The following is a 19,887-nucleotide window of genomic DNA, read 5'->3' on the forward strand; positions in this document are numbered from 1 at the left end:
TCATGCTATGACAGAGGAGGTTTTCATCATGAGTCAAGAGCGCGTGAAACGGCCTGGACATACCAGATGGTACATATCTTCGTTACTCAGCGGCATTATTATTCTTAATTATTTTGACCGAGTGGCCATCTCTGTAGCGGCCCCTGCGATACAAGATTCGTTTCATCTTACAGCAACCGAACTCGGCATCGTGTTTTCCATTTACACTTATTCCTATACACTGATGCAGCTGCCTGTCGGAAGTTTGCTGGACCGGTTTGGCGTGGCGTGGGTCACGAGGATTGGAATGACAATATGGAGCTTTTTAACGATTCTTCTTGCTTTTTTGCAAGGAAAATTGCTGTTGTATCTGTTCCGGTTTCTCATAGGGCTGACAAGCGCCTCTGCTTTCCCTGCCGCCTCTAAGGCAACCGCTCTATGGTTTCCTCCAAGTGAGCGGGGATTGGCAAACTCTCTGTTCGACTCGGCCGCCAAATTTTCAAACGTGATCGGCGCGCCATTGGTCGCCTTTCTTGTCACCACATTTGACTGGCGTGTCGCCTTTTTGACGATTGGATGCATCAATGTGCTGTTTACGATCTTTTTCTGGCAGTATTATGAGCAGCCTGAACGGCACAAACGCATTTCCAAAAGCGAATTAAACTATATTCAAAAACACAATACGATCACAACAGAGCAAATTCCTTACAAAACGGGTCCGCTTTTAAAAAAGCTTTTCGCCAACCGTAAAGTATGGGGCTTAATGATCGGATTTACAGGGTACGGCTATACATTTAACCTGCTGCTCACCTGGCTTCCGACTTTCTTTAAGCATACATACGGAATGGATCTCATGTCGTCGGGTTTATTTACAGCCGTGCCGTGGCTGATCTCAACCATCTCAGGAATCGTGGTCGGCGGATGGCTCGTCGATTACTTTATTAAGAAAGGCTATTCTAACACCAAGGTGTACCGAACCGTGATCATTGTCGGAATGAGCTTCGGCTTTTTCTTTTTAGGCTCGATTCTGACGAACAATATCACCATCGCAATTGTCTGTATTTCAATCGGCCTTGCCGGTATTTCTGCAACCGCTCCAGTCGGCTGGTCCATTTCCGCGGAACTGGCGCCGATCGGTTCCGTATCCATGCTGAGCTCCATGGTGAACCTGGCAAACAACCTGTTCGGAGGGATTATTGCTGCTTCACTGACGGGATATTTGTTTGATGTGACAGGCTCCTTTACGCTCAGCTTTCTGGTGGCCGGATTTGTGCTGTTGCTGGGATTGGTTTTTTATGTGTTTGTATTAGGGGATGTTAAACGAATTAAGCTGGAATAAAGAGTGCTTGCTGAAAGCACTCTTTTTCTGCCTCGAAAGAATACTTACGATAAGTCACTCCCAAAAATCGAAACAGTCTGGCGGTCAAATATAAACCTCTGCCCGTTCCATTTCAACACGGTTTGGACATATCCCAGCGAGTCAGCGTTATACCTCCCGGCGATCCGCTGATACGCCAGCAGTTCGTATGTGCCGTCTCTGTCAAAATCAACCGGATACAAGCCAGACAAAGGATTCACCCAGCCTTCTATCGGCATTTTCAACACACCCTGAGCAGTATAAATCTCATTCAAATATTCCCTGCCCTTGTAAGTAAGATCAAGGGTATACGTTTCGTTCTGATGGTGGCTGATGACATTTGCTTTATATTGATTTTGATAGCTCACACTGTATTTAAATTCATCATGAAACACATCCGAATTGAAAACTTGCCGGAACTGCCGGTTTAGATAGGCAAAAATATATGCATATATAGCGCCGCCGCTTCCCCCAGTATCCACCACCACTGCCACATCATCAATCTTGTCGCCTGTCATATCCCCAAGAAAAAGAGACGGATTGTATCCCATATTGTTTTGGAGCTGGATTCGCTGTTCCTGATGGGTTCTGCCGTCACGGATCACCAATGTGATATTTCGCCATAAAGGGCTGCCGGGCATTTGGGTGCCAGTAAGAAAGACTTCGTCAATAACGCCGTCTCCCGTTACATCCCCGCGGGCTGATGTAATGATTGCGCGAGAGGAAACCGGCTGCCGAAATAAGTATGGATGTTGAACAAGTCCTCCGTGCCTGCCTGCATAAAACCAATAAGGTGCCATACTAAAGTCATACAGATTCAATGGAGTCACCTTCCCTAATCAGCTGAATGAATCATTATATGCAGGAATGGCACATCGAAGACATATCTGAACGCTAAACACCAATTAAAGCCGTACCATATGAATTATCAATTGCACAAAGCCACTCGCCTTGTGCATTCTTCTTAAACACATAGGTTGCCCTTCTTTCCATCGCATACTCGGAATCCTTTTTATCCGAATCAAGCAGTGTCTGAGAAAGGACCAGTGCAGTGTCTCCTGCTTCCAAAATGATCATTTCCCCTTGTGTCGGGACAATATGATGATTGAAATAGTCCGCGATTGCCATAAACGCTTTTTTGATTTCTTCTTTACCTCGCGCGATCATGCCGGGCTTCACAACTAAAACGGCATCTTCCGTGTAATAATTCATCAGTGTATCAAAATCTTCATTTTGGATTGCCAAATCACATGCAGATATGATGTCTTTTATTTGCTGTTCCAAGAGGATTCCCTCCCAATCATCATGATGGATATATTATACATCGTTTGACCCGCCGAAGCCGTAAAAACAAAATGAAAAGTATCAATATTTCCTATATAATCAAATAGCATATATTTAACAAAGTTCCCAAGTGAAGGGGTGAATGATATTGTCTGCGGAATTATCGTTACATGACAATATACATCATGATTTAAGCGCGGATTGCCAGCATTGTTTTGGTCTGTGCTGTGTCGCCTTGCCTTATGCGAAATCAGCGGATTTTGCTTTTGATAAAGACGGGGGCACGCCTTGCCGCAACTTACAATCAAACTATCAATGTTCTATACATAAAGACCTCAGAGAAAAAGGGTTTCGAGGCTGTTCTGCTTATGAATGCTTTGGCGCCGGCCAGAAGGTATCTCAAATTACTTATGAGGGAAAGGATTGGCAAAACAACCCCGAAACAGCAAGCGAGATGTTTGACGTTTTTCCTATTATGCAGCAGCTGCACGAAATGCTCTGGTATATACATGAAGCTCTTTCTATAGAGACAGCCAAGCCGATTCATTGTGAGCTTCGGGCCTGTTTCGATAAGATAGACAAGCTCACCAGACTCAGCAAGGAAAACCTGCTGACACTGCAGGTGAACGAATATCGAGCCGAGGTTAATGAATGGCTGTTAAAAACGAGTGAGCTGGTGCGTGCCCAAGCCTGCAATCGAAAACTTCCGAAAAAAATCAGCCGGGGAAGTGTCCTGATCGGCGCAAAAATGAATGGGCTTGATCTGCGAGGAGCAAACCTAAGAGGGGCGCTGCTCATAGCTGCCGACCTGAGAAATGCTGATTTGAGAATGACAGACTTTATCGGTGCAGATGTAAGAGACGCTGATCTCAGCGGCGCTGACCTAACCGGGAGCATCTTTCTGACGCAGGCACAGGTGAATGCCGCAAAAGGCGACTCGAACACAAAGCTGCCGCCATCTCTACAAATCCCTGCCCATTGGAAATAAAAAAGGACCCGACTGCGGTCCTTTTTTCTGCCATCAATCCAATCCTTTTTCGTTACTTTTATCCGGCATTTTCACACTTCTAGCCAAGTATCCCGACAGCCCAAACGCAACCAGCAGCATGATGACAATCATACCGACGACACCCAGCCAATGAAAAGCAGACCAGAATAGCCCGCCGACCGTTCCGCAAATACTTGAACCGGCATAATAAAAGAACAAGTACAGCGATGAAGCCTGCGCTTTGTTGTGCAGGGCTCTCCTGCCTACCCAGCTGCTGGCGACTGAATGCCCGCCGAAGAAGCCGAATGTAAAGAGCGCAATCCCCAGAATTTTCACTGCTAACATACTGTTTATCGTTAATAAAGCACCTGCGATGACGATGAAGATATTCATCATCAGGATTTTCGGATAACCATATTGATCAACCATTCTTCCAATGAAAGATGAGCTGAAAATCCCTACAATCATCACAATAAAAATCCAGCTGACAATTGCTTTATTAAACGAATACGGCGGTTCCAACAGCACATACGCAATGTAGTTGAACAATGCAACATTGCTCCCGAGCAGTAAAAAACCAATGAGAAACAAGCTTAATAGTTTCCGATCCTTCAAGTGGCTGATTAAAGATATTCCCAATTGCCCGAGCTCCAATTTTCTCGGCGTGAAGTGCCTGGATGGAGGCAAATTCATAAAAAATATAATACTTGCGATCAAACTAATTACACCAATTGCCCCCATCGCCATATGCCAATTAAAAAACTCGCTCAGGAGCCCTGAAACGATCCTTCCAAAAACGGCGCCTATCGCGTTTCCGCTGATATACAGCCCCATCGCCGACCCAAGGCTTCCGGGTTCTATTTCTTCTCCGAGATAAGCCATCGCAATCGACGGAAGCCCAGCGAGCGCAACCCCTTGAATGGTTCTCAATACAAGCAGCGTATGAAAGTTCGGGCTGAAGGACGACGCCAGACAGAGAACGGATGCGGCCAGCATGGATACAGCCATAATCGGCTTGCGCCCCCACACCTCTGACAACGAACCAAAGACAAGCATGCTCACAGCTAACAGCATTGTGGTAACAGATAAAGAAAGACTCGCCGCCGTAGGCGTTACATGAAATTCTCGCGTGAATTCCTCCATGAGCGGCTGTACGCAATAAAGTATCGCAAATGTATTAAAACCCGCGGCAAAGAAAGCAAACGTAATTTTCCGAAAAACCGGTGTGCCTTTTTGAATGTATGTCATCGGGACTTTATCGGCCCCTCCGCATGTTGTTGAGCACTGCCATTCATAAACAACCATCCTTTATTTCTTACGAATTCAAACATCCTCGAGTCTGTTTATACATTTATCTTAGCACCGTTAATATATGTTGTATAATGCATATAAAATATGCTTTTCATGCTTATATGTAATATGGGAGGGATGATGATTGGAATGGGAACAACTTGAATATTTTCAAACACTGGCCCAGATGCAGCACGTGACGAAGGCGGCAAAAAGCCTCTCCATCACTCAGCCTGCGCTTTCACGCTCTATCGCCAGACTGGAAAATCATTTAGGCGTCCCGCTATTCGACAGGCAAGGACGATCCATTACCTTAAATAAATATGGGCACATCTTTTTACGGAGGGTAGAGGCGATGATGAAGGAGTACACCGAGGGAAAACAGGAAATCCAAGCCTTATTAAAGCCAGACCAAGGCGAAGTATCTCTCGGCTTTTTGCATACTTTAGGAACAACGCTCGTGCCCGATCTCATCGGCTCCTTCCAACAGGAATACCCCAACATTGCCTTCCAGTTGAAGCAAAACCATTCTTATTGGCTGCTTGAACGATTAAAATCCGGAGATCTGGACCTCTGCCTCCTCGCTTCGATCAAGCCAGAAAAACCGATCCAATGGATCAAGCTGTGGAGTGAAGAACTTTTTGTATTTGTGCCAAACGATCACCCATTAGCCAATCGTGAAAGCATTACCCTGAGTGAGATTGCCGGGGAGCGTTTTATTTTATTGAAAAAAGGCTACGCACTTCGGATGACAGTCGATGAACTGTTTGAGAAAGCCGATATACAGCCGAACATTATGTTTGAAGGGGAAGAAGCCGCCACTGCGGCAGGTTTTGTCGCTGCCGGACTCGGCATATCCATTCTGCCCGACCTAAAAGGCTTGGACCAAAGCAAAATTACAAAAATCCGCGTCAGCTGGCCGGAATGTCAGCGTGTCATAGGAATCGCCTGGATAGAAGGCCGGTTTTTATCGCCGGTTGCTGAGACCTTTAAACAATACGTCATCAGCCATTTTTCTGAGTAAGGGAGGATCACATCGTGAATGTGAAAAGAATAACATCAGAGCATGATTTACATACAGCGTTTGAAATCAGAAAAACTGTATTTGCAGAAGAACAAGGCTGTCCCGTTTCCGATGAATTCGATGAGTTCGATACACTCCGTGAAGATTGCCGGCACATCCTCGTTTATCATGAGAATAAACCCGTTGGCACTGCCCGTGTCCGTATCGTTGAACACGTGGGGAAACTGGAAAGAATCTGCATTCTGAAGCCCTATCGCAAATTCGGGCTGGGCAAAGTAATCGTCGATGCGTTAGAACGCATTGTGAAAGAACAGGGCATTTCTGCATTCCAACTGCACGGCCAGACACAGGCGGCAGGCTTTTATGAAAAGCTCGGCTATCAGACAGCTTCAGAAGAATTTATACTGGACGGCATCCCGCATGTACTGATGACAAAAAAAGATGATTCCTGCCTATGAATTGTTCACAAATTTGTCACTTATGAGCATGAGTGGTTCATTGGTATACTAATCACCGATTATGGAGAGAAGGATTGATTGTATGCCAACAAATAAAAAAGAAGGTCTTATATTTGGCGTGATGATGTGCTTTGGAATGGTCTGCGTCATGTCGATTTACAATGCTATCATCAACGGAGCCATACAGGATTTTTCACTGGTGACGGTTTCTGAAATGGTCATCGGTTTTATGGTCGCACTGCTGTTAGATTTACTATTAGTGGATCCCCTTGCCAAAAAGATTGCGTTCAGTTTGCCGTTCGACAAGTCTAAGAAATTATATGTCATCCTCGCCATGTCTACGTGTATGGTGATCGGCATGGTGCTTTGTATGTCTGTGTTCGGTTTAGTGACAGCCGCTTTATCAAATGGACTTAACGGGAACAGCCTCTTCAACGCTTACCTGATGATTGTATTGAAAAATTTCATCTTAGCTTATCCCTTGCAATTACTGATTATGGGTCCATTAGTCAGAGGGATTTTTATGAAATTTGTAAAACCAAAGCTCACAGCTGCCGTTTAAATAGAAAAGGAGTGAGCGTTACACCCGCTCCTTTTCCCACTGATTTTCAGCACACCGCCTCACGAATCGAATGTAAAACAAGCTCCGCAAAAGCCTCTGCGGCAGGCATCTGCCATTTTTTCTTTTTGATTAACATATGAGAGTAAAGCGGATCAAAGGTTTCAGCATGATGAAGGATTTTTAGCCTACCTGCCTCTACTTCTTCTTTCACTGTGATATAAGGCAAAACAGAAAATCCAAGCCCGCTCATGACCGTTTGTTTGATCGCTTCGATACTCCACAGCTCCATTGTTTGAAAGCTGCGGATGTCACTCTTCACAAGATATGTTTCAAACATGGTCCGATAACTGCAGCCCTCTTCATTTGTAATAAAGAAATGGCTGTTGTTTTCCTGTTTGTAATCATCAAAATGATCCGGTCCATCCATACTGCCCACAAGGACTATCTCCTCCTCGGTTAATGTATAATGAATGCATTTTTCAATATTGATTTCCGGATAGACCATTAACGCGACATCGACTCGTCCGCTTAATAAATCCACCTGATTCTGCCCGCATGTGCCGTTGCTTAAAATGATTTTGACATGAGGATATTTGAGCGAAAATTCCCTTATGATCGGCCCGAGTCTGGAAATGGTTAACGACTCAGGTGCCGCTACTTTCAACACACCCTTAACTTCGTGAACGTTTTGCATATTCTTGATCTGTTCATGGGTTGATAGTAAATCCTCAGCTAAAGGGATCAATTCTCTTCCTAAAGCTGTCAGTCTTAAACTCCTTTTCTCGTACGTGAATAACGCCCCGCCGATCTCCTGCTCGAGCGCTTGGACATGAGTGGTGATCGTGGATTGCGTATAACCTAGCTTCGCCGCGGCGCCAGTATAACTCCCCTGCTCTACGATGGTTTGAAACGTGATAAGATGTCTGATCTCCATACGATTTCTCCTTTTATGATCTATCGAAAAAAATGATAATGCTTTTTTATATTTCAATTTTATTTATAGATATCATTATCATACAATAAAAACTACCCCGTACGACATTAGTAAATGAAGGTGATTTTATGAGTATAATAGCTTTTCTATCGTATGTGATGTTGACATCCATTACGCCTGGCCCGAGCAACATCTTAATGATGAATGAAGCGCGGCGGTTTGGCTTTATAGGGTCATGGCGTTTCAATAGCGGCATTTTGGCAGGCTTTGCAGTCCTTGGGATTCTCAGCGGTGTATTTACGATAGGACTATACAAATGGATTCCGGTTGCAGAACCATACTTCAAAATAGCAGGTGCAGTCTATCTGCTTTATTTGGCATGGCAGGTCGGCATGTCCAAAAAAGCAAAGAAGGATTCTGAAGATGTGCATTCTTCTTTTCTATCAGGTTTTATTTTTCAAATGATCAATTTCAAAAGCATTCTGTTCTTCTTAACATTGATGAGTGCATTTATCCTGCCGTTCCAGCATTCAATGACATCGATCATTCTTTATCTCACATTAGCCATCATTCTCGGCTGGCTGGCGCTGCTGTTATGGTCAGGATTCGGCTCTGTGTTCAAAAAACTCTTTGACAAATACGATAAAATATTTCGCATCATTATGTGTTTGCTGCTAGTTTACTCTGCCGTCAGTATTTATCTGTGAACGTTCAAAAAGGAATAGAGGTACACCAAAAATGATGGCAGACATTAGTGGGATAGAGATTGGATTGATCAAACATTGCGCAATAAAGGCTGTGACATGTTAGATTCATAGATTTCTCAAGCAAGAACTAACGAATGACAGATAAAAATACAAAGGAGACGGTGAGGATCCATGGAATCGAGGGTAGCAGCCCATGCAAAGGGAAAAGTGTATGTTGATAAATTATTTGGTATAGGAATGGCTGCTAAACAAGCCATCATTCAATATGGAAAAGAAAACGTGATCGATGCTTCAATGGGAACCATTGCAGATGACGACGGAAACATCGTCTGTCTGCCTTCTGTGGAAGAATTATTTCGCAGCATACCCATTCAAGACATGATCAGCTACAGCCCGGTAGCCGGATTGCCCAGCTTTTTGGAAGCAGCCGTGACACATACTTTCGGAGAGTCCAGACCTGACGCCTATATACGGGCGGTTGCAAGCGCAGGCGGCGCCGGTGCCATTTCTAATGTGATTTGGAACTATTCAAATTTTGGCGATACCATATTAACTCACGATTGGTACTGGACACCCTATGAAACCATCTGCAAAGACACTGGGCGCCATTTGATGACCTTCTCTTTATTAGACGCTGATATGACGTTTAATCTGACATCATTCTCACATATGGTCAGCCATCTGCTCGTCAAACAGGACCATGTCGTGATCATCTTAAATTCGCCGAATCACAACCCAACGGGATACAGTATGTCAGATCATGAATGGGATGAGATCATTAAACATGTGATATTAGAATCCGCTAAAAAAAGCAGCAAAACAATCACATTGCTCATTGATATTGCCTATATCGACTTTACAAAGGACCCCGTAAACGCACGCTCATTCATGAAAAAGTTTAGCAATCTCCCTTCCAACATCGTTGTCACCTTTGCCTTCAGCATGTCGAAAGGCTTTACAGTATACGGCCAGCGGACTGGAGCTTTAATTGGAGTATCCTCCAGCAAGAGCGTGGCTGAAGAATTTGAAAACGCTGTATTGGTCACCAGCCGCTCCAGGTGGTCAAATGTCAATCGAGGCTGTATGACTTTGCTTTCTGCGATTTATAACGATAAAATGCTGCTAAACAAGGTGAACACTGAACGTGAAGCATATCAAACATTAATTGCGAAACGGGCTGAAGTGTTCATCAATGAAGCCCATCAAATTGGACTAAGCATATTGCCTTACCATTCTGGCTTTTTCATTACAATCCCTTGCATCCATCCTGATGAAGCCAGCGAGATGTTAGCTGCCCAGAACATCTTTGCACCCCCGCTTTCAAAGGGCATACGAATCGCGGCATGTTCTGTTCCGCTCGCCCAAATGCACGGCCTTGCAGCTAAAATCAAACACGCTATCACAATATCAGATGCTGTAAAGTAAAATTTCCGCAGGAGGGAATGCTCATGATCAAACGAATTGACCATTTGGTGTTAACGGTACAAAACCTTCAAGAGACAATCGACTTTTATACATCTGTTTTGGGAATGGAAGAAGAAACATTTGGCGCAGGCAGAAAAGCTTTGCGTTTTGGCAATCAAAAAATAAACTTGCATGAGGCCGGTCATGAATTCGAACCTAAAGCCAAGCACCCGCTCCCGGGATCTGCCGACTTATGTTTGATCTCTGATGAGCCTATTAGTAAAGTACTGGAGCACCTCAAGAAAACGAACGTCAATGTCGAAGAAGGGCCAGTAAAAAGAACCGGTGCACTCGGCCCGATTCTATCTGTTTATATAAGAGACCCCGATCAGAACCTCATTGAGATATCGGAGTATATTTAAATTCCCCTCTAAACATACCAATTCATTTGGTATGTTTTTTCTTATTTCTTTTAGTCCCTATACCTTAACACATAGTTTTTATACAACTCTTCGTTATAAAGAATTTCTGCGCCATGTGAAGAGCAAATGAGCGTTGGTTTGATTTCATCTATTATCGCTCCGCTGTCGATGTTCTCATTCATATCAACACTGAATTTTCTGATAGGCGGGTGTAAATCCTCCTTACTTGTGATAAAAAGGTCTCCAGTTAATAGGGTATGATCGATTTCATGATGGTACACAACATGCCCCGGGGAATGACCGGGTGTTAAATAGTATTGCAAAGGCAGGTGAGCCAGCGTTTGCTCTGTCAGCGGCTGGACAATATGGGCTACCCCTGTGTTCTCCACTTCATTTTTGTTCGGATAAGGCGCTTCTCCATTGATATACACTAGTTCTTTTTGATGCGCAAAAATCGGAATATCAAATCTCTCTAACCATTTTGATGCCCCCTGAATATGATCGCTATGGCCATGGGTAAGCAAAATGGCTTTTGGATTGCCGATCGCTAGTGCTACCCTAATTTGAGCATCAGCAAAACGTTCTATTCCCGTATCAATAATATAAACATCATCACCATCTTTCATAAACCAAGTATGAACCGGGATACGAAGAGGCACATCAAGCTCAAATTCACATTGAAAGACATGTTCTGATAATTGTCTCAAGTTCATGCAAGCCACTCCTTTTGGAAGTTTTTGATATCATTACTGTAATACATCTGAGCTAGATATGTAATTACGCACATTTTTGCAACTTACATTGTGAGGTGACGAGTATGGGTAACCGGTTAAATGGATTTGGCGCTTGCACTGCAGAAGTAAAAAAGGCTTGTCCCGTGGAAATGACGCTGCATATTATCGGAGGGAAATGGAAAGGAATCATCATCGACATCCTGTCTCACAAATCAGTCCGGTTTAATGAGCTGAAACGATTAATTCCAGGTATTACACAAAGAATCCTGACGCTGCAGCTGAGAGAACTGGAAGCAGATGGCGTTGTGAAAAGAAAAGTAGAGAATACTGTCCCCAAGAAGGTGGAATATTCTCTAACCGAACTCGGTGAAAAACTTTCTCCTATTATTGCATCCATGAGGATGTGGGGAAATGAGTATATAAGTAAAAATGGATGAAAATGACTTTAAAGATTTTACAGAAAAGAGAAGGGTTCCTTTTAAGTGAACGGAACATTTTCAAGGCAGATTATCTTGAAAATGCCCCGCACTCCAGCAGACTGGTATTTTTGAGGAGAAGCCGATTCTCGCCAGTATCAGCTCGACCTGTTACTTTGTACATTAATAGTCCCTCTTGTTCCCCTTCTTCACATATTCCCAATCACGTTCTATATTTTTCCTGACTCTGTGAACGAGTTTAAAAATGGTTTCCTTTTCCTCAGGTGTAAAACCGGACAAGGCCACTTCCATGGAGTGTTCTCCTTCTCTTCTTAACAATGGATAAACCTTTTTCCCTTTCTCGGTCGGGAACAGTTTTTTTATTTTTTTATTTTGCTCATCCGGCTGTTTTTGAATAAATCCCTGCATTTCCAATTTCTTAATGGCCCGCGCGGCTGTTGTTCGGTCCACTTTTATCATTTCCGCCAATTTTTCTTGAATAATTCCCGGATTTTCGTATATACGTACAAGATAGAGATACTGCCCTCTTGTTAAGTCCAAATCTTTAAATTCAATATTGCTTATGGAATCCAACGCTCTTGCAATCATGCCGATCTCACGCAAAATGTCATTCATTCCTAAAACCCCTCACGTATTTTTGTTGCAATTACAACAAAATTGTTTTAACCTTACTACTATAAGACCACATGCATGCTGTACAGTCCAGATTAATATCAGAAAAGGATTGATCAAATATGAATATAAAAAGAATAACAACTGAAAATGATTTACACGTTGCTTTAGATATTAGAAGAACGGTATTCATTGAGGAGCAACATGTAGCTGAATCCGATGAGTTCGATGAATTTGATACGCTCCAAGAACAATGCCAGCATATCTTGGTATATCATGAGGATCAGCCAGTTGGCACAGGCCGTGTGCGCATCGTTGATCATACAGGTAAGCTGGAAAGAATCTGCATCCTAAAACCTTACCGTAAGTATGGATTGGGCCAAGTCATCATAAGCGGGTTAGAAAACATCATGAAAGAAAAAGGAATGGCTACATTTAAGCTGCATGGGCAAACACAGGCAGCAGGCTTTTATAAAAAACTGGGCTATCAGACTTCTTCACAGGAATTTATGGAAGACGGCATCCCACACGTCTTGATGACAAAAGACATATCACGGAATATAAAATGAAATATATTTATTACGGCTTAGGTATCCTCATATTAAGTTTAGGCATTTCCTTAACCATACAATCAGGACTGGGTACATCTCCCTTTGATGCCGTTTTGGTTGGTCTTTCCGAAGAAGTCGGGCTTACCGTGGGAAGCTGGGAGGTTCTTATTTCTGTGATCCTCTTAATCTGTAACTCTATCTTAACGAGAAAAAAACCTATGTTGCTGGGCTTGATTACAGCATTTATTACTGGGATAGGCATTGACCTATGGTTGTTTATAGTAAAAACCACTATTTCTCCAAACATGTGGGTAAGCAAACTGATTTGTTTCGGTATCGGTTTGGTGCTCATCGGTCTTGGAACAGCCATCTATCTTCAGACAAAATTTGCATCTACTCCTATCGATCATTTAACACTCATTATCCGAGATATCTCCAAAAGAACGATCTTATTTTCAAGAACATTGGTATATGCTCTTTTCTTAGTATTAGCTATTATATTTAAAGGCCCTATCGGCATCGGAACCCTTTTAACGGTCTGTTTAGGAGGAATGATCCTTCACTTTTTTATGCCTTTTGTTGAACGGCGCTTCTTATCCTCGAAAATGTAAATTAATTGGTGAATACCAGTGTCTTATAAAAAAAGAAAAGAAGAGGTTAAAAAAACCTCTTCTTTCTCGAAAACGCGAGAACAAGCCGCTGCATTGGCGGTTTATATTAAATGCACTCAACAACCTCATCCAATGACAAAATAAATGGCTGACTTTTAAAAATAGCCGAGCTTTTTAAGTTCGACTATTTTTTAGGTTTGTTATTCATTCTTTGATCTCTATCCCCACTATCAATGTCACCTGAAACGGCATCAATAAAATGATCAATGGTCTTGCCGATTTTTCTTGTCTTTCCATTCCCATTACTCATATTTTCGTTCGTGTTTTTCTGATTTGGATTGTAGTATTTAATAAACCCTCCACATAAAGCACCTACAAATACAATCCAATATGGAATCTCTTCTAACCCTCTTGGCTCCAGGTACAACCAATTGATTCCAAATACCACAAAACTAATGAGTATAAGCGTCGTTCCAATAATATTTTTAATCATTCTTAAGTACCTACCTCCTGAAATACAGATATATACGTTACGTTTTGGTTATTCAAATGTTTCATTTATTTATTCAACATGATCATATCCCTTTAAATTAGTTCCCTTGGGGAGAAGAAGCCTTCGAGAAAGCAAAACGCGAAATCAAGCTGGTTCTTGTCAGCATCGGCTATTCCACATGTCATTGGTGTTAAGTTCGTATAAAATCTTAGAACAACAAGAGTCAGTTTAAAACAAAAAAAGCCCTTCTCAGCATTGAGAAAATGGACTTTTAATATTGGAAATTCCTCAATTTCAATTTCTGACACTTTCCATCAACATATAGGGAAGACAGACCAATCATTATAGTTATTCCTATCATGAACAAGGTAAATTGCGTACACTTTGAATGTGATTATGATATTCCGAAAGGGGGAGGCATTTACATTTTCCATTGTTATTATTTAACTAACATATTTCTGGAAGGTCAAAAGAGCTTCGCCGTTTTCCTGTACTTCCTAAGAAACCCGCCAAGTACTCTAAATTTGCAATTAGTTCATGGTCTCCATGGGTAGGTGTTTGACCATGATCATCATGTAGATGCAGGATACTTGTATCACCAATCCATGTTCCCTTCCATTTATAGTCCTCTTTTTGATTTATTCTCATCCAATCATTGATTCGATCGTCAACCCAACCATGCAATTTCCAGAAAATCGGATGCACATGAGCAGAGTATTCATCACCTAGCCAGTTATACTCAGGTTGATTCCAAATATCATCTATAGGATCTCCTAATTTAGGCTCAGTCATATAACCAACTTTCGATTCTTCTGACCATCGTATGTGCATACTGTTGTGAATTGTAAATTCAATATCAGAACCAAGCTGGCCAAGCGTTACACTACTTAAGTAGTCTGGATCAGTAAATTTCTTTTCAAGCCCTGAAAAATAACTCCAATATCTATCGACAGATTTTTCTAACTCGAGTCTTTCCCTTGGAATACGATGACTATCATAAGCTGGCAAAATCGGATAACTTTTATCAGAAGGTTTTGGAAGGTACCTCCACCCTTGAACCCATGGATAGTTAATATCACCTTCATCTGCTAAAATTTTATTGACGATCATAATCATCGTTCTATGCATGAAAAGGAAGTCCTCACCAGAATCATTATCCCGTTTAGGCTTTCCATCGGCATCGAGTGCTGGGCGTGGCGGCACCCAATTTGGATGAGTCTTACATAACTTTTCGCGATCTTTACAATCAAGTCCCTCCCAAGAGTTTCGAAATCCATGCCAAAGATAATGCCATAAACGATGCTTTTTTGACGCCATAGCTACAATAACTGAGTTTGGTAATCGTGATTGTCCCAATCGTTTAAACCTCCTCCAAGTTAAATTTCATGTTTAATCTTTTCTTCTTTTTTAACAGCAAGAAAGGATGCAACTTTTCCGGCTGCTCCGTCACCATGGCGTACTGTACGTTTTACATTACCAACATTTGCAGGAACTTCATTTATGCCAGCTGGCCAGTTAGATAATACTAATATTGCTATTCATACACCCATCCTGCAGTGTCGGTATTGTCACGTCCAACTCCAGTTCCATGTAGAAGCAGTCCATCAACCATCCCTTTATCTTCTATAAACTCTGCTAAATCCATATCCACGCCTTCCCCAAAACTTAAGGTAGCAGACATTCTTTTGAATCCTGTGATACAAAGGTTAATAAACCCTAGCCGGATTTTAAAGCAAGCGCCTTTTGCGGATCATTATTTACTGGATCAGTAATGAAAGCTCCTGTAAATCCACTATTATATACCAATATATTCCATATACAATAAACATATTCATTCCAAATGATTAGCTATATACTGAGTAATATTCACTTTTTTTAATTACATTCGACATTCCTTAGATAACAACAGACGTGTTTAGGGAGAGTTATTGCGTTAGCGACTGTAGAAGGTGTAGCCCCCCTGAATATTCTCCAAGCTATCTATTCCAAATGCCTTAGTTAACCCTATAGACTAAGGCATTTTTTATTATCTGTGATAACGTTATGTTATAAAGTTTTATTAAAGAAAAACACGAAAGAAGGTGATCCCATGCCCACTCACAATAAACCCAATAGATTAATCAATGAGAAGCCGCCTTATCTCCTCCAACGCGCCCACACCCCTGTGGACTGGTTCCCTTGGAGAGAAGAAGCCTTCGAAAAAGCAAAACGCGAAAACAAGCCGGTTCTGGTTAGCATCGGCTATTCCACATGCCATTGATGGCATGTTTACTCATTTCACAAAAAAAGGATCAATCTTGAATTTCTTTATCAAGATGATCCTTTAACCCTTTTAGTCATTTCTCCGCAAACGTTTATATACAATCAAGGTTACTAGCCAACTAATAGCAATGATTCCTACAAAAAGTAATAGCATATTACTGTACAAATAAGCGGAATGATCAACGTCAATAGGCAGCATCCTACGATCTAGTAAGCGGATGGATAATAAACCGCCTACAATCGCAATACCCGTTCCCTCCGATAAAAAGCTGGTGAAATTAAGCAAACTCATTCCAGCACCAGCTTCCTTTTGTTTCAAACTACTAGCCACAATTGTAGATATAACTGTTTTTGTGAAAGAAAGTCCCCCAAAAACAAAAACGAATACGATGGTCATGAGCCATGGTGTTGCATCTATAAAAAAGGCAGCGATTAAAAAGCTGGAAGACATCAATGCAATCCCAATTGTTAATACATACAAAGAACCTTTCCGATCAACAAGCACTCCTCCAATGTAACCGAAGATGATGACACTCATTGTTCCTGGAAAAATAATCCCGCTTCCAATTGCTGCAGTACTTAAATGGTAAACATCTTTCATCATATAAGGAACCATAGAGACAAATCCTGCTACAGTGCCAAATATCAGTCCTCCGCAAAGGACGCCAATCATAAATAAGACATTTTTCCCCAGAGCAGGATCAATAAAAGGTTCTTGGGCTCCCCTAATATGTTTTACAAAAATCAGGAAGGTTAGAATACTAATCATCAAAAAAGAAATGCTATATGATGTTGTAAACAGCATAAAAAATACGATACCAGCAGACATCAATATAATCCCTGCCATATCAAAGTGACCTCTTAATCTTTCTTCCTTCTTCAATAGTTTTATAAGGAATGGAACAGTGATAATTGTTACAGTTGGAATAAGAAGCAAATATGACCAATGAAAACAATGAGCAATCACTCCGCCAATAGCTGGTCCAACACCTTCCCCCATTGCTACTAGGGACCCGATCAGACCAAATGCTTTACCCCTGTTTTCTTTTGGAATATAGCGCGCAACTACAACCATCACAAGGGCTGGGAATGCGGCTGCACCAGTCCCTTGAATAAACCGGGCAAAAATGAGTATAGGAAAGAATGAGTGTCCAACAAATCCAATTATCGATCCGAAGCAATTTACCGTAATCCCAAATAGGAGCAGTTTTTTGATGCTAAGCTGATCCGATAACTTTCCATACAGAGCTGTTCCGATGGAAAAGGTTAACATAAAGGCTGTGTTCACCCAGTTCGCACTCGCTGGCAGTTTATTAAAATCGTTAGCAATATCAGGTAATGAGACGTTCAAAACCATTTCATTTAATACGCTGAAAAATGACAGAACACAAAGCCAAATTAAAACTTGGTTGTGCCGTAAAGTTGGCTGTGAATAAGACGTATTCACAATTTCCCCTCCATTAATGAGGGCAGACGTAGTTTATAGGGCCATTGATACGCTTCCCTCTTTTAATTGTACCCTTTTCATTTTATTGCACTTCATAATAACTCCCCCTACATTTGATTGATATGTCCTTATTATATATAGACTAAGGTTTAAACTTTTACTATTTTATACAACAATTTGGCCCGAATGTGGAACAAGAAAAAATTTTAATAAGCCCAAAAGTAAACTCACCAAAATTTTATTCATTTTTCTCTCCGGTGGCATAATGAAACATTATATTATGTTTTTGCATCTCTTTTATCAATAAACAGTCAGTTATTGTATTTGTTTTTGGTTACTGTGGTAACCTGAATATAACCAAATTGGAAAGAAGATGATCCCATGACAAAGAAAAATAAACCCAATAGATTAATCGCTGAGAAGTCTCCTTATTTACTTCAACACGCCCACAACCCTGTGGACTGGTTCCCTTGGGGAGAAGAAGCCTTCGAAAAAGCAAAACGCGAAAACAAGCCGGTTTTGGTCAGCATCGGTTATTCGACTTGTCATTGGTGCCATGTCTATTAAAGTAACCAAAATAGACAACCAAGGATCATTGAGTGCAAATCCCTGTGATTTTTTCAAAGATGGAATGAGAGAGAAGAAAGTAACCGTAAGTAGTTGGAGGGATGATTGAAGTATGTTAACAAGAGAAGATATCTTTAAACACGTCAAAGAAAAATACGGTACATCGCCTGATTACCCGTGGAAGAAATACCCACACTATGCTGCTTTGAGACATGAGTCAAACAAAAAATGGTACGGTCTTATAATGAATGTTCTCCCGGAAAAATTGGGATTTGATAGAAGTGATGAAATAGATATTCTGAATCTAAAATGTCCTCCTGAAATAAGTGATAGTTTAAGAAATGGGGAAAATATCCTTCCTGGATATCATATGGATAAGGAACATTGGATTTCACTTATTTTGGAACGTACAGATCCAGAAGGAGAAATTTATTACTTAATCGAGCAAAGCTTTAATTTAACCAAATCAAGCTAGATTAGTGGGCACTTTCATTTTAGGACATTGTTCTTCTCTCTATGCTACCAACGCTACTTAAAACTCTCTGGGTGTTAGTTGAAGAAGAAAGTACTGTTAACCGCCCATCATATATTATGAGTACTGATTTTCTCAAGTAAAACATTTCAAGAAAACCTGAATTTTTTCTGTAAAGCAACGTTATGACAACATGTCGAACGTAACTAAATTCGGCTATTCGACATGTCATTGGTGGCATAGGATCTTTTTTATATTAGATGCACACAACAACTTCATCCAAATACAAAAAACGAATGGGAACTATATACTAGTTGTTTTTTTATTTACAGTCTAAACAAAGTAAAGGAAGTATTACTTGAATAACTTCTACTCTCCAAACGATAGCTAGCCTTGGCCTATTCTAAAGAACATTGTCATTTATGCAAATTAGGAAACTAATTTATCATAGCTAGCCTTCAATTAAACGTTTTAACTTAAGCTCAGTTTCAGTATCCTCAACTGGAGTATAGACGCTGCATCTTAAATCAGTATCCCCATGCACTTGTAATGAAGTAAGATTAAACAACATTTTACCTACCTTAGCATGACGAAACTCAATTAATACTTCAGGAGCAGAGCTTATCTCATTTTCATTCCAAATTTTACGAAACTCAGGATATGCCTGTTCCATTTCTTGTATAAATTGCTCATACCAGTCATCAGCCACATACTGTCCATAATACGTTCTAAATATTGCGATATATCCTCTAACAAAATGCTCCCAATTCACTGCTAAACTTTTAAATTCCTTTCTTGCGAATAGTAAGCGTATTATATTCCTTTCTGCCGGATTGATTTGTTCAAAATCCAAAAATACATTAGCTGCTGCTTGATTCCACCCAACAATCTGACTTCTTCTATCTGATATAATCGTTGGGCAATAACGAAGTTCCTGCAAAATTTTCACTAAAGCCGGACTGATTTCCTTCTCCTTCTCATTTATAAAGGGTTGTTTCACTCCTTCCTCTAACGCTAGAGCATACAAATATCTCCTTTCATCGTTATTTAATTGTAATGCTCGAGAAATAGCATCTAATACCGAAGTAGATACTTTTATATCTCTGCCTTGTTCTAACCATGTATACCAAGTAAGACTTACACCGGCTAGTTGAGCCACTTCTTCTCTTCTTAGTCCTGGTGTTCTTCTGCGGGTTCCTACAGGTAAACCAACCATTTGGGGAGTAATTTTCGAACGTTGGTTCTTTAGAAATTCTGATAAAGCTTGAAGTCTTGTTTCAGGTTTCATTAAG

The 19,887-nt window shown here is 41.2% G+C and carries 24 protein-coding genes and 3 pseudogenes; 15 read left to right on the forward strand and 12 right to left on the reverse strand.

What is annotated here, in order from left to right:
• The first annotated feature begins 7 nt into the window (after positions 1–7).
• Entirely contained in the window at positions 8–1,318 is a 1,311-nt protein-coding gene (locus BSI_RS16935; protein WP_003236566.1) for an MFS transporter, read from the forward strand.
• Between the two features lie 44 nt (positions 1,319–1,362).
• Here BSI_RS16935 and BSI_RS16930 read toward each other — a convergent pair whose 3' ends face one another.
• Positions 1,363–2,157 (reverse strand): YybI family spore inner coat protein, encoded by a 795-nt coding sequence (locus BSI_RS16930; protein WP_003236567.1) that lies wholly within the window; start codon positions 2,155–2,157, stop codon positions 1,363–1,365.
• 73 nt (positions 2,158–2,230) lie between these two features.
• Positions 2,231–2,620 carry a YybH family protein gene (locus BSI_RS16925; RefSeq protein WP_003236570.1) on the reverse strand — a complete coding sequence of 130 codons (390 nt, stop codon included), beginning with the start codon at positions 2,618–2,620 and terminating at the stop codon, positions 2,231–2,233.
• Between the two features lie 148 nt (positions 2,621–2,768).
• On the opposite strand from BSI_RS16925, the gene BSI_RS16920 reads away from it, so the two are divergent.
• Positions 2,769–3,608: a pentapeptide repeat-containing protein gene (locus tag BSI_RS16920; protein WP_003236574.1), complete on the forward strand. Its 840-nt coding sequence runs from the start codon at positions 2,769–2,771 to the stop codon at positions 3,606–3,608.
• Between the two features lie 33 nt (positions 3,609–3,641).
• Here BSI_RS16920 and BSI_RS16915 read toward each other — a convergent pair whose 3' ends face one another.
• On the reverse strand, positions 3,642–4,856 hold the full coding sequence (locus BSI_RS16915; RefSeq protein ID WP_032731844.1) for an MFS transporter: 1,215 nt from the start codon (positions 4,854–4,856) through the stop codon (positions 3,642–3,644).
• A 187-nt stretch (positions 4,857–5,043) separates the two neighbouring features.
• On the opposite strand from BSI_RS16915, the gene BSI_RS16910 reads away from it, so the two are divergent.
• The 3 genes from BSI_RS16910 to BSI_RS16900 all read left to right on the forward strand — a co-directional run bounded on the left by BSI_RS16910 (position 5,044) and on the right by BSI_RS16900 (position 6,942).
• Entirely contained in the window at positions 5,044–5,922 is an 879-nt protein-coding gene (locus tag BSI_RS16910) for a LysR family transcriptional regulator (protein ID WP_003236576.1), read from the forward strand.
• A 14-nt stretch (positions 5,923–5,936) separates the two neighbouring features.
• Positions 5,937–6,380 (forward strand): GNAT family N-acetyltransferase, encoded by a 444-nt coding sequence (locus BSI_RS16905; RefSeq protein ID WP_003236577.1) that lies wholly within the window; start codon positions 5,937–5,939, stop codon positions 6,378–6,380.
• Between the two features lie 82 nt (positions 6,381–6,462).
• Positions 6,463–6,942: a DUF2798 domain-containing protein gene (locus tag BSI_RS16900; protein WP_003236578.1), complete on the forward strand. Its 480-nt coding sequence runs from the start codon at positions 6,463–6,465 to the stop codon at positions 6,940–6,942.
• 46 nt (positions 6,943–6,988) lie between these two features.
• Here the strand turns inward: BSI_RS16900 and BSI_RS16895 are convergent, their stop codons facing one another.
• On the reverse strand, positions 6,989–7,876 hold the full coding sequence (locus tag BSI_RS16895; RefSeq protein ID WP_003236579.1) for a LysR family transcriptional regulator: 888 nt from the start codon (positions 7,874–7,876) through the stop codon (positions 6,989–6,991).
• A 128-nt stretch (positions 7,877–8,004) separates the two neighbouring features.
• On the opposite strand from BSI_RS16895, the gene BSI_RS16890 reads away from it, so the two are divergent.
• From BSI_RS16890 to BSI_RS16880, 3 genes are all read left to right on the forward strand, one after another.
• Positions 8,005–8,583, forward strand: coding sequence for a LysE family translocator (locus tag BSI_RS16890; RefSeq protein ID WP_032731783.1), 579 nt, complete (start codon positions 8,005–8,007; stop codon positions 8,581–8,583).
• A 171-nt stretch (positions 8,584–8,754) separates the two neighbouring features.
• Entirely contained in the window at positions 8,755–10,008 is a 1,254-nt protein-coding gene (locus BSI_RS16885; RefSeq protein ID WP_003236581.1) for a pyridoxal phosphate-dependent aminotransferase, read from the forward strand.
• A 23-nt stretch (positions 10,009–10,031) separates the two neighbouring features.
• On the forward strand, positions 10,032–10,409 hold the full coding sequence (locus BSI_RS16880; protein WP_003236582.1) for a VOC family protein: 378 nt from the start codon (positions 10,032–10,034) through the stop codon (positions 10,407–10,409).
• A gap of 50 nt (positions 10,410–10,459) precedes the next feature.
• On the opposite strand, the gene BSI_RS16875 is transcribed toward BSI_RS16880, so the two are convergent.
• Positions 10,460–11,122 (reverse strand): MBL fold metallo-hydrolase, encoded by a 663-nt coding sequence (locus BSI_RS16875; RefSeq protein ID WP_003236583.1) that lies wholly within the window; start codon positions 11,120–11,122, stop codon positions 10,460–10,462.
• A 104-nt stretch (positions 11,123–11,226) separates the two neighbouring features.
• On the opposite strand from BSI_RS16875, the gene BSI_RS16870 reads away from it, so the two are divergent.
• The gene (locus BSI_RS16870) at positions 11,227–11,580 is read left to right on the forward strand and encodes a winged helix-turn-helix transcriptional regulator (protein WP_003236584.1); all 354 of its coding nucleotides are present in this window, start codon (positions 11,227–11,229) and stop codon (positions 11,578–11,580) included.
• A 162-nt stretch (positions 11,581–11,742) separates the two neighbouring features.
• Here the strand turns inward: BSI_RS16870 and BSI_RS16865 are convergent, their stop codons facing one another.
• Entirely contained in the window at positions 11,743–12,195 is a 453-nt protein-coding gene (locus BSI_RS16865; RefSeq protein ID WP_003236585.1) for a MarR family transcriptional regulator, read from the reverse strand.
• A gap of 119 nt (positions 12,196–12,314) precedes the next feature.
• Between BSI_RS16865 and BSI_RS16860 the strand changes: the two genes are divergently transcribed.
• Both BSI_RS16860 and BSI_RS16855 read left to right on the forward strand, forming a co-directional pair.
• Positions 12,315–12,761, forward strand: a complete 447-nt coding sequence (locus tag BSI_RS16860) for a GNAT family N-acetyltransferase (protein WP_003236586.1) — start codon at positions 12,315–12,317, stop codon at positions 12,759–12,761.
• On the forward strand, positions 12,758–13,354 hold the full coding sequence (locus BSI_RS16855) for a YczE/YyaS/YitT family protein (protein WP_003236588.1): 597 nt from the start codon (positions 12,758–12,760) through the stop codon (positions 13,352–13,354). Before BSI_RS16860 ends, BSI_RS16855 begins: the two co-directional genes overlap by 4 nt.
• A gap of 184 nt (positions 13,355–13,538) precedes the next feature.
• On the opposite strand, the gene BSI_RS16850 is transcribed toward BSI_RS16855, so the two are convergent.
• Positions 13,539–13,847, reverse strand: a complete 309-nt coding sequence (locus BSI_RS16850) for a hypothetical protein (RefSeq protein WP_003236591.1) — start codon at positions 13,845–13,847, stop codon at positions 13,539–13,541.
• Between the two features lie 56 nt (positions 13,848–13,903).
• Here BSI_RS16850 and BSI_RS23275 point away from each other — a divergent pair.
• Positions 13,904–14,038, forward strand: a pseudogene (locus BSI_RS23275) (DUF255 domain-containing protein); the annotation flags it as partial.
• Between the two features lie 256 nt (positions 14,039–14,294).
• Here BSI_RS23275 and BSI_RS16845 read toward each other — a convergent pair.
• Both BSI_RS16845 and BSI_RS22940 read right to left on the reverse strand, forming a co-directional pair.
• Complete coding sequence (locus BSI_RS16845; protein ID WP_003236593.1) at positions 14,295–15,203, reverse strand: hypothetical protein; 909 nt, start codon at positions 15,201–15,203, stop codon at positions 14,295–14,297.
• Positions 15,204–15,381: 178 nt separating this feature from the next.
• The gene (locus BSI_RS22940; RefSeq protein ID WP_003236595.1) at positions 15,382–15,528 is read right to left on the reverse strand and encodes a hypothetical protein; all 147 of its coding nucleotides are present in this window, start codon (positions 15,526–15,528) and stop codon (positions 15,382–15,384) included.
• Positions 15,529–15,936: 408 nt separating this feature from the next.
• Here BSI_RS22940 and BSI_RS21980 point away from each other — a divergent pair.
• A pseudogene (locus BSI_RS21980) lies at positions 15,937–16,104 on the forward strand (DUF255 domain-containing protein); the annotation flags it as partial.
• Positions 16,105–16,179: 75 nt separating this feature from the next.
• Here the strand turns inward: BSI_RS21980 and tet are convergent.
• A complete protein-coding gene (gene tet, locus BSI_RS16840; RefSeq protein ID WP_003236598.1) occupies positions 16,180–17,556 on the reverse strand; it encodes a Tet(L)/Tet(K)/Tet(45) family tetracycline efflux MFS transporter in 1,377 nt (458 codons plus the stop codon).
• A 33-nt stretch (positions 17,557–17,589) separates the two neighbouring features.
• Positions 17,590–17,652: a tetracycline resistance efflux system leader peptide gene (locus tag BSI_RS23240; RefSeq protein WP_109571643.1), complete on the reverse strand. Its 63-nt coding sequence runs from the start codon at positions 17,650–17,652 to the stop codon at positions 17,590–17,592.
• 285 nt (positions 17,653–17,937) lie between these two features.
• On the opposite strand from BSI_RS23240, the pseudogene BSI_RS16835 reads away from it, so the two are divergent.
• Positions 17,938–18,117 (forward strand): annotated as a pseudogene (locus BSI_RS16835) (DUF255 domain-containing protein); the annotation flags it as partial.
• A 118-nt stretch (positions 18,118–18,235) separates the two neighbouring features.
• Positions 18,236–18,598 carry an MmcQ/YjbR family DNA-binding protein gene (locus tag BSI_RS16830; protein WP_003236602.1) on the forward strand — a complete coding sequence of 121 codons (363 nt, stop codon included), beginning with the start codon at positions 18,236–18,238 and terminating at the stop codon, positions 18,596–18,598.
• Positions 18,599–19,046: 448 nt separating this feature from the next.
• Here BSI_RS16830 and BSI_RS16825 read toward each other — a convergent pair whose 3' ends face one another.
• Positions 19,047–19,883 (reverse strand): helix-turn-helix transcriptional regulator, encoded by an 837-nt coding sequence (locus tag BSI_RS16825; RefSeq protein WP_003236605.1) that lies wholly within the window; start codon positions 19,881–19,883, stop codon positions 19,047–19,049.
• Positions 19,884–19,887 lie beyond the last annotated feature (4 nt).

Origin of the sequence: Bacillus inaquosorum KCTC 13429, assembly GCF_000332645.1 — a bacterium.
In the GTDB taxonomy this organism is placed as follows: Bacteria; Bacillota; Bacilli; order Bacillales; family Bacillaceae; genus Bacillus; species Bacillus inaquosorum.